The sequence below is a fragment of the Pseudarthrobacter sp. CC4 genome, assembly GCF_048957775.1.
Taxonomy (GTDB): Bacteria; Actinomycetota; Actinomycetes; order Actinomycetales; family Micrococcaceae; genus Arthrobacter.
In genome coordinates this window covers 156,209-164,774 of record NZ_JARCCZ010000011.1, presented here as the reverse complement: position 1 = coordinate 164,774, position 8,566 = coordinate 156,209, and the positions used below count along the sequence as shown (strand labels likewise).

The following is an 8,566-nucleotide window of genomic DNA, read 5'->3' as shown; positions in this document are numbered from 1 at the left end:
CGGGAGGGACTGGTCACAAACACATCGGCAGCAATGATTTTCACAACAGATCCAGGCTTTCTTAATCGATGGAGCGGCGGGTTGTGCGGGCAGGGGTGGACCGCGAACGGGTCAGCGCTGCGTGGTTCCACTGGGAGTGGTGCCCAGCAGGGCAAGTTCCGCACGGTTGGGAAGGCCTTCCCAGTCCCCCGCGGTGCTGACGGCGAAGGCTCCGGTGAGCACGCCGCGCTGCAGGCGGCCGGCCACGTCGGCGCCGTCGAGCAGGGCGGACAGGTAGCCGGCGGTGAAGGCGTCGCCGGCTCCCACCGTGTCGATGCTGGTGACCGGGACGGCCGGGGCGTCCCACCGGCCCTCCGAGGTGTGGACGGTGGCGCCGGCCGCGCCGCGCTTGACCACAACTTCGCGCACTCCGAGCCCAAGGATTTCGGCAACCATCGCCGATTCATTGGTGTCCGCCCCCGGTGCGCCGTCCGGCGCGGCGGCAACCAGGCCAAGTTCGTCGTCGGAAGCGATCAGAATGCCGGCATGCCGCACCAGCGGTGCCAGCACTTTCCGTGCCTCGTCCCGGGACCAGAGCTTGCTGCGGTAGTTGACGTCGATCGACACCATGATGCCGTCAGCGGCAGCGCGTTCGGCAGCGTACTCCACGGCCTTCCGGGACTCGGGGCTGAGGGCGGCCGTGATGCCGGTCAGGTGGAGGATGCGGGCGCCCGCCCGGAGGGCGTGTTCCACGTCCTCCGGGCACAGCGTTGACCCTGCCGAGCCGGAACGGTAGTAGAAGGCGCGGGTCACGTCGGCCGTGCGTTGTTCGAGGAACATCACCCCGGTCCGTCGGGCAGCGTCCTGGCGGTGCTCCAGCCGCACTCCCTCGGCACGGAGCTGGCGGAGGATGAACTCGCCGTGCGGATCGGCACCCACAACGCCGGCCCAGCTGACGCTGTGCCCGAGCCGTGCGACGCCAACGGCCACGTTCGACTCGGCGCCGGCAACGTGCATGGTGAGGGCGCCGCCGGCGGAAAGCGGCCCGGCGGAGCGCAGCGACACCATGGACTCGCCGAAGGTCAGGAGGTCCGGAGAAGGGCGTCCGACGGCGGCAGTCACCGCAGGTCCTCCGCGGCCCTGCCGTTGTACTCTGCGGCAAGGGCAACAAAGCGGCGCGCGCGTCCGCGCATCGGAGCAAGGTCGCCCCCGGATCCGGCATCTCCAAACAGCGGGCCTCCCAGCCCAACCGCGATGGCCCCGGCTCCCCAGTATCCGGCGGCTTCATCGAGCCCGACGCCGCCCACCGCGATGAACGGGATGTCCGGGAACGGGTCGCGCAGCGCCTTGAGGTAACCGGGCCCGCCGATGGAGGCGGGAAAAAGCTTGACTGCCGTGGCGCCGCGGTTCATCGCCTCGAATGCTTCGCTCGGGGTGAGGGCCCCGGCCAGGACGGCGATCCCCCGCCCGGCCGCTGCCTCAATGGAGGGGGCGAGTGACGGGGTGACCACGAACTGGCCGCCGGCCGCCTCGACGTTTTCCGCGTCCTGCTTTGTCAGCACAGTCCCGGCGCCCACGAAGCACCCGGCAGGTGCAGCGGCGCGAACCTGGCTGATCGCGGTGAGCGCTCCCGGCGTCGTCAGGGCGATTTCAACGTACTTGAAGCCCTCCTCCATCGCGGCGAGGGCCGCCCTCCCCGCGGCCTGGCCGTCTGTGCCGCGAACGATCGCCACCAGCCTGGCCCGGCGCACCCCGGCCAGCAGAGCCTCGGGGGTCAGGGTGTTTTCCATTCTGGGCTTCTCCTTTTGAGGGGTGTCTGTGTCCGTGCCCGCAGCCCGGGCGGTCACCATTCTGCGAACGCGCCGTCCGGCTGCCGCCAGACCGGGCCCCGCCAGGCGTGTCCGCGCTTGTCCGCGGCCCGGACCACGGCTTCGTCGATCTCGATGCCCAGGCCGGGTCCGGTGAGCCGCTCGATGTGGCCGTCCACGAACTTCAGCGGCGTTTTGTCCACCACGTAGTCCAGGACCTCGGCGCCTTTGTTGTAGTGGATGCCGATGCTCTGTTCCTGGATCAGGAAGTTAGGTGTCGCGAAGCCCACCTGGAGGCATGCGGCGAGTGCCAGCGGACCCAACGGGCAGTGCGGTGCCAGCTGGACTTCATAGACCTCGGCCAGCGAGGCGATCTTGCGGACCTCCGTGATGCCGCCCGCATGGGAGAGGTCCGGCTGGGCCACGGCGATGCCGGCCTGCAGCGCCGGCAGGAATTCCTGCCGGCTGTAGAGCCGCTCGCCGGTGGAGACCGGCGTGGTGGTGGACGACGTGAACTCGCGCAGCAGGTGCGTGTTCTCGGGGACCACGGGCTCTTCGAGGAAGAAAGGCCGGTAAGGTTCCAGCAGCGGCGCCACGCGGCGGGCGTTGGCGAGGCTGAAGCGGCCGTGGAAGTCCACTGCAACATCCCGGTGCTCACCCAGGACTTCGCGGGCGGCGGCCACCCGGCGGACAACGCCGTCGAGCTCGGCCACCGAGGCGATCGGACTCATCCGCCCGCTGGCATTCATCTTCACCGCGGTGAGGCCCACCTCCAGCTGGGCGCTGATCTGGTCGGCCACCTCGTTGGGTTCGTCGCCGCCCACCCAGCCGTACATCCGGATGCGGTCCCGGACGTGGCCGCCCAGCAGCTGGTGCACGGGGGTGTTGAAGTGCTTGCCGGCGATATCCCAGAGCGCCTGGTCCAGGCCCGAGACGGCGCTGGCCAGGATGGGGCCGCCGCGGTAGAAAGACCCTTTGGTCATCACCTGCCAGTGGTCCTCGATCCGCAGTGCGTCGTTGCCGATCAGGAGTTCGGCGAGCTGCTCGACGGCGGTGCGCACCGTCTCGCTGCGGCCTTCGCACGTAGCTTCTCCCCAGCCGACAATTCCGCTGTCCGTCTCGATCCGGACGAAGAGCCAGCGCGGCGCAACGAGGAAGGTTTCAATCCTGCTGATGAGCGTCATCTGTGGCCTAGCCCTTGGTCGCGCCGGCGGTGAGGCCGGAAACGATGTACTTCTGCGTGAAAAGCGCAATGATCATGATCGGGATGGTGACCACGGTGGCAGCGGCCATCAGCCCGCCCCAGTCGATGCTGGCGTAGGACACAAAGTCGAAGATGGCCACGGGCAGCGTCTTGGTGCTGGAGCCGGAGAGCACCAGGGCAAACATGAAGTTGTTCCAGGAAAAGATGAACGAGAGGATCCCGGCCGTGGCGATCCCCGCGACGGAAAGGGGCAGCGTGATGAGGCGGAACGCGCCGATCGGGGTAAGCCCGTCCACCTGGGCGGACTCCTCCAGCTCGAGCGGCAGGGAATCGAAGTAGCTCATCATGATGTAGACGATCAGCGGCAGGGCAACGAACATGTGGCTGAGGATCAGCACCTCGAACCGGCCCACCATCCGCAGGTTGGAGAACACGTAGTACCACGGCACCAGCAGGGACACGCCGGGGATCACGCGGGCCATCAGGACCACGAGGGCGGAGCGGTGCATGGTGAACCGGCTCATCGCGTAGGCGGCGGGAACCCCAAGCACAATGGACAGTGCGGTGGAAACGAAGGCCACCCAGAAGCTGTTGAAGATGAAGACGAAGTAGTTGTTCCGCTGCAGGACGTTGGCGTAGTTCTCGCCGGTGGGCGTGAAGAACAGGGCCTTGCCTGTGTCATAGATGTCCACGTTGGTCTTGAGGGAGGCAAGGAACATCCAGAACAGCGGGGCGAGGAGGAACAGCACCACGGCAATGAGGGCTGAAACCCGGAAGACCTTGTAGAGCCTGACGGACAGGGGCTTCCGGCGGCGGTGAAGCACCTGGGGCTTCCCGGATGTTTGGGTTGGGGTCAGGACGGTCATTTGCTTACCGCTTTCTTGCGCATGGTCAGCAGCCACATCGACCCGATGATGATCATGAAGAACAGGATCAGGACGGCGGAGGACAGCCCGTACTGGTTGTAGTCGAAGCTCAGGCCGTAGGCGTAGACGTTCAGGGTTTCCACTTCGTTGAAGGAACCACCGCCTTTGCCCTTGGTGGCGTACAGGATGTCGAAGGTCTTCAGGGCGTCGATGCCGCGAAGCAGGATGGCAACGATCACGGTGGGCATCATGAGGGGCAGCGTGATGTAGAAGAAGCGCTGGAAGGCGTTGGCGCCGTCCACCCGGGCAGCCTCGTCAGGTTCATCGGAGAGGGACGTCAGCCCGGCAAGGAGGATCAGCACCACCATCGGGGTCCACTGCCAGACGTCCATGAAAATGGTGGTGCCAAGGGCCGTGTCCTGGCCGGAAAGCCAGGGCTGCGGCGGAATGCCGATCATTCCGAGCAGCTGGTTGGCGAAGCCGATGTTGGGATCGAAGATCAGGCGCCACATCATTCCGACGGCAACCGGGGTGGCCACCAGGGGAAGCAGGATGGCCACGCGGACCCACTTTTCACCGCGGAAGGGACGCCACAGGAGCAGTGCGATGCCCATGCCGAGCACAACCTCGCAGACCAGTGCGACACCCGTGAAGGTCAACGTGCGGCCCACCGCCGGCCAGAAGCGCTCGGTGTCTGTGAGGACTGTCAGGTAGTTCTGCAGACCGATGAACTCCGTGGCGGCGCGTACGGAGCCCTGCGAATCGGTGAGGCTCAGGTACAGGGTCCACACCAGAGGGAAGACAATCAGGACGCCGACGAAGATCATCGCTGGGGCCGCAAAAAGCCATTTGCGGTGCCGGTTGGACCAGGCGGAGATGTTCCCCCCAACGCTGGGAGGGCGGCCGGCGCTGCGGGCGGGAGCGCTGCGGGGAGCGTTCGTAACGGACATGGTTCACCTAAGGAGTTGGGGGGAGCGGTCCGCGGCGGGACGGCGACCAGGGTCTGCCGTCCCGCCGGGCTGTGGTGCTGGCTGCGCTGGACGCAGCGCGGGCGCCTGGGGCGTTACTTCTTTTCGCCGTCCAGGAACTTCTGGAAGGCTTCGTTGGCCGAGTCGGCCGCAGCGGAAGGGTCGGCGCCGGTGATGCTGGCTACGATGGGCTCGCCCACGATTTCCCTGGCCTTGCCCACGGTCACAACCTGCGGACGGTCATGGCCCACACCGTTCTTCGCACTGACGGCGATGGCTTCGGCGAGGTCCTTGGGGTAGGTGGAGGTACCCTCGGGGTTCGACCACACGGAAGTCCGGGGTCCGGGGACACCGGCCTTCTGCGCGGCCAGGGTGCGTTCCTTGCCCGTGGCCCACTGGATGAACTTCCACGCGTTGTCCTGGTTGCTGGACGCCTCGTTGACCGCCAGGCCCCATGAGGGGATGTTGTACGGCTTGGAACCTGCGGGACCTGCCGGCAGGGGTGCGAAACCTACAGAGTCCGCCACCTTGGACTTGGCCGGATCAGTGGCGTTCTTGTAGAGCGAGTCCGCCTCGGTGTAGAAGGCGGCCTTGCCCTGGGTGAAGATTGCCATGGCCTCGGGCCAGCTCATGTCGGTGCTGACGTTGGCGGGGCCGTAGTTCCTGAGGAGGCCGCCGTAGTATCCGTAGGCCTTCTTTGCCGCGTCCGAGTTGACGGCAGACTTTCCGCTGGAGTCGGTGAAGTCGCCACCGAAGCTGTACAGGAAACTGGAGAACTGGGTGACGGCCGCGGACTTGCCGGTGCGGGCCACGAAGCCGGCGATGTCGGGGTTGGACGCCTTGATGGCCTTGGCCGCCGCTTCAAGCTCCTCCATGGTCTTGGGAACCTGGAGGCCGGCGGCCTGCAGCAGGTCCTTGCGGTAGTAGAGGACCTCGCGCTCGGTGATGATAGGGACGCCTACGACCTTGCCGTCGGCGGTGGTGGCCTTGACCGGGCCTTCCTGGTAGTCCTTCCAGTCCCAGCCGGAATCGGAGGACACCTTTTCGGTCAGGTCAGCAAGGTAGCCGTTCTTGGCGAATGCCTTGCCTTCCTGGAGCGGGCGGTACATCATCACGTCGATCTCATCGCTGCCCGCGTTGAGCTTGACGTTGTACTGGTCCGAGAGCTGGTCCTCGCCGAGCTGGGTCAGTTCCACCTTGAGCCCGCTGGACTTCTCGAAGTCGGGAATGGCGGCCTTGATGCCTTCAGTCCAGACATGGTTGGCCAGCGTCACCCGCACCGTGCCTGATTCCTTGGCGTCCGTGCTGCCGCCGCCACCGCTGCAGGCAGTCAGCCCCAGCGAAAGTGCTGCGGCGACTGCCGCGTACTGCACGATTGAACGTCGCTTCATTACGACTCCCTTTGCTTTCTGAGGGCTGACGTCACTGTCCAGCCGCCCTACAAATGCATCTTTACATCTGTCTTGGAAGCGATCATATGGAAATAAGGCAGACTTAGACAACCCCTTGCCAGTGAGCCGTATGATTTATTTATGAAAATCCCAAAGGCGGAGTCCCCTACCGACCTGCATGCGGCGCTGGTCGAAAGCCTGGGGCTCGGCATCGCCGATGGGCGCTGGGCCCCGCATTCCGTACTGCGGCTGGATGAGCTGGAGGGGCAGCACAATGTATCCCGGTCCGTGGTCCGTGAGGCCGCCCGGGTGCTGTCATCAAAAGGCATGCTGGAATCCCGGCGGCGGTTTGGGACAGTTGTGCAGCCTGAAGAGTGCTGGAATCTCTACGATCCCCAAGTGATCCGCTGGCGGCTGGCTTCCGCCCGCCGGCTGGAGCAGCTGCAGTCCCTCAATGAACTTCGCGGAGCCATCGAGCCGCAGGCCGCGCGCCTCGCCGCCGAACGGGCCTCCTGGGACGCCGGCAGCGAGCTCGTTTCCCTTGCGGCCAAGCTGTGGGCCGCCGGCCAACGCGGAGACCAGGAGGAATTCCTCCGGCTGGACGTGGAGTTCCATGCCGCAATACTCAAAGCTTCCGGTAATGCAATGTTCTCCCAGCTGCAGAACCTTGTGGCGGAGGTCCTCACCGGCCGGACGGAACATGGCCTGATGCCCCATCTGCCGCACCACGAAGCCCTGCAGCTGCATGTGGATGTTGCCAGCGCCATCCAGCGCGGCGAGGCGGGCGCAGCGCACGCAGCGATGAGCAGGATTGTGGAGCAGTCCACCGAAGAAATGGGCCAGATCTGGTCAAGCAGCCAGGGCGGGGCGGGCAACGCTACGCCGGGCCCTCCGGCGGACATCGCCCACACCTAGGATCCACTTAGGCCACCGTGCTTCAGGCGCCTTTCGCCGAGGCCAGCTCCTTCGCGAGGAATTCCAGGGCGGGCAATGCTTCGGGCGTGCCGGCGGCGAGGTTCAGGTGCCCGTGGATCAGCCGATGTAACCTCCGGACCCGGCGGCGGCGAGATGTTGGTGATGACACCGTTCTCCCACTGGTCGGCGCGGACATCCAGCAGCCGCTTGCGGGAGGATCCGACGACGTCGACTAGGTACGCGGCGGTGGGGACAAACAGCTGACAGTCCAGCCGGCCTTTCCCGCTGCGGGCAACCGGTGGGGCCTCGCAGGCGTTGTCCCGGAAGCTCCACTGCGCGACCTCGTGGAGCTTGTCCAGCCGCTCATCCGGAGGAACTGCAGCAAGAGACGGCGCGACCTACTTGCATGCTGGCGTGTTGGCGGGCGGTTGGCCTCCGTGGCCAAGCCGTCCCCGCTTCAGTACTGGCCCTTGACCACGAAGTAGGAGCCTCTGATGGTGCCGGCAAGCTTCGACTTCTGGCGCGCGAACTTGAAGGTGGACGCCAGTTCCTCGGGAACCTCCATGCCGTCGGAGAGCTTGAAACCAACCGCCCGCTTCCCGCCCTCCTCGATGCTGTACATAACGTTGATGGACAGGCCGGATTCGTAGAACACGTACGCCATCCGCAGCCCGTCCACCTCGAAGGAAGAAACCTCAAGCGGGCGCGATGAGATGACGAGGTTGCGCTCGGCGGCGAGGATGTTGTTCACGTATTCCAGCGTCTCCGGCGCCTCCTCCGCGGGCGTGACCGTGAAGTCGTGGCCGTACTTGTTCTTGTAGTAGCGGGCCTCGTTGGCACGCAGCCCGGCCAGCGCCTCCGCGACGGGTGAGGACTCCAGCCCCACGGTGGACACGTTCTTGAAATCAACGGTGTACGGCAATGATCCTCCTGGGAATTCTCCTTCGCACATCCTCGCAGACAGGGAGGACAATTGTTGGTGCAGCGCCAACAATCAGCCTTGCCTGCACCGGGAGGACGGGATGGGCAATTTCATCGCATACCTGGACACCTCGGAGGTCCGCCCGGGCAAACTTGGGGAGCTCAAGGAAGCCATGGCGGAACTGGCGGCCTTCGTTGAGCAGAACGAGCCCCGGATCCTCTCCTACAGCGTCTACTTCTCCGACGACGGATCCACCATGAAGGTCCTCCATCTGCACTCGGATTTAGCCTCGCTGGAGTTGCACCTGAAGGTGGCCGGCGCCAGGTTCCCGCCGGTTGCGCCGCTGATCACCATGAAATCCATCGAGATATTCGGCCGCCCCACCGAGGAGCTGCTGGCTCGGCTTCGGGCGAAAGCACAGCTCCTCGGCACCGGTTCCGTCACGGTCCACGACCTCCACGCCGGCTTCGCGCGCTTCCACACCAGCCAACCTTTCCAGCCGTAAAGACGCGC

General features: G+C 65.7%; 9 protein-coding genes. 2 read left to right on the top strand and 7 right to left on the bottom strand.

Translation table 11 applies throughout. The annotated features are described in order from the left end of the window. Positions 1-111 precede the first annotated feature (111 nt). The 6 genes from PV768_RS09775 to PV768_RS09750 form a co-directional block, all read right to left on the bottom strand. The gene (locus tag PV768_RS09775; protein WP_421092913.1) at positions 112-1,101 is read right to left on the bottom strand and encodes a sugar kinase; all 990 of its coding nucleotides are present in this window, start codon (positions 1,099-1,101) and stop codon (positions 112-114) included. Beyond that, the gene (locus PV768_RS09770; protein WP_421092912.1) at positions 1,098-1,769 is read right to left on the bottom strand and encodes a bifunctional 4-hydroxy-2-oxoglutarate aldolase/2-dehydro-3-deoxy-phosphogluconate aldolase; all 672 of its coding nucleotides are present in this window, start codon (positions 1,767-1,769) and stop codon (positions 1,098-1,100) included. The genes PV768_RS09775 and PV768_RS09770 overlap by 4 nt, the downstream gene beginning before the upstream one ends. Positions 1,770-1,822: 53 nt before the next feature. Continuing rightward, positions 1,823-2,971 carry a galactonate dehydratase gene (dgoD, locus tag PV768_RS09765; RefSeq protein WP_157239595.1) on the bottom strand — a complete coding sequence of 383 codons (1,149 nt, stop codon included), beginning with the start codon at positions 2,969-2,971 and terminating at the stop codon, positions 1,823-1,825. A gap of 7 nt (positions 2,972-2,978) precedes the next feature. After that, positions 2,979-3,857 (bottom strand): carbohydrate ABC transporter permease, encoded by an 879-nt coding sequence (locus PV768_RS09760; RefSeq protein ID WP_321215135.1) that lies wholly within the window; start codon positions 3,855-3,857, stop codon positions 2,979-2,981. Further along, on the bottom strand, positions 3,854-4,807 hold the full coding sequence (locus tag PV768_RS09755) for a carbohydrate ABC transporter permease (protein ID WP_228405109.1): 954 nt from the start codon (positions 4,805-4,807) through the stop codon (positions 3,854-3,856). Before PV768_RS09755 ends, PV768_RS09760 begins: the two co-directional genes overlap by 4 nt. Positions 4,808-4,920: 113 nt before the next feature. Then, positions 4,921-6,216 (bottom strand): ABC transporter substrate-binding protein, encoded by a 1,296-nt coding sequence (locus PV768_RS09750; RefSeq protein WP_421092911.1) that lies wholly within the window; start codon positions 6,214-6,216, stop codon positions 4,921-4,923. Between the two features lie 141 nt (positions 6,217-6,357). Here PV768_RS09750 and PV768_RS09745 point away from each other — a divergent pair, with 141 nt between their 5' ends. Next, positions 6,358-7,131 carry a FadR/GntR family transcriptional regulator gene (locus tag PV768_RS09745; protein ID WP_421092910.1) on the top strand — a complete coding sequence of 258 codons (774 nt, stop codon included), beginning with the start codon at positions 6,358-6,360 and terminating at the stop codon, positions 7,129-7,131. A gap of 457 nt (positions 7,132-7,588) precedes the next feature. Here PV768_RS09745 and PV768_RS09740 read toward each other — a convergent pair whose 3' ends face one another. After that, positions 7,589-8,053, bottom strand: coding sequence for a phage tail protein (locus PV768_RS09740; protein ID WP_421092909.1), 465 nt, complete (start codon positions 8,051-8,053; stop codon positions 7,589-7,591). A gap of 100 nt (positions 8,054-8,153) precedes the next feature. On the opposite strand from PV768_RS09740, the gene PV768_RS09735 reads away from it, so the two are divergent. Continuing rightward, positions 8,154-8,558: a hypothetical protein gene (locus PV768_RS09735; protein WP_421092908.1), complete on the top strand. Its 405-nt coding sequence runs from the start codon at positions 8,154-8,156 to the stop codon at positions 8,556-8,558. The last annotated feature ends 8 nt before the right edge of the window (positions 8,559-8,566 follow it).

What these genes read in the sequence shown, in the direction of transcription:
- dgoD (WP_157239595.1), bottom strand. Translation starts at nt 2,971, where the DNA reads ATGACGCTCATCAGCAGGATTGAAACCTTCCTCGTTGCGCCGCGCTGG.
- PV768_RS09745 (WP_421092910.1), top strand. Translation starts at nt 6,358, where the DNA reads ATGAAAATCCCAAAGGCGGAGTCCCCTACCGACCTGCATGCGGCGCTG.
- PV768_RS09755 (WP_228405109.1), bottom strand. Translation starts at nt 4,807, where the DNA reads ATGTCCGTTACGAACGCTCCCCGCAGCGCTCCCGCCCGCAGCGCCGGC.
- PV768_RS09750 (WP_421092911.1), bottom strand. Translation starts at nt 6,216, where the DNA reads ATGAAGCGACGTTCAATCGTGCAGTACGCGGCAGTCGCCGCAGCACTT.
- PV768_RS09760 (WP_321215135.1), bottom strand. Translation starts at nt 3,857, where the DNA reads ATGACCGTCCTGACCCCAACCCAAACATCCGGGAAGCCCCAGGTGCTT.
- PV768_RS09735 (WP_421092908.1), top strand. Translation starts at nt 8,154, where the DNA reads ATGGGCAATTTCATCGCATACCTGGACACCTCGGAGGTCCGCCCGGGC.
- PV768_RS09770 (WP_421092912.1), bottom strand. Translation starts at nt 1,769, where the DNA reads ATGGAAAACACCCTGACCCCCGAGGCTCTGCTGGCCGGGGTGCGCCGG.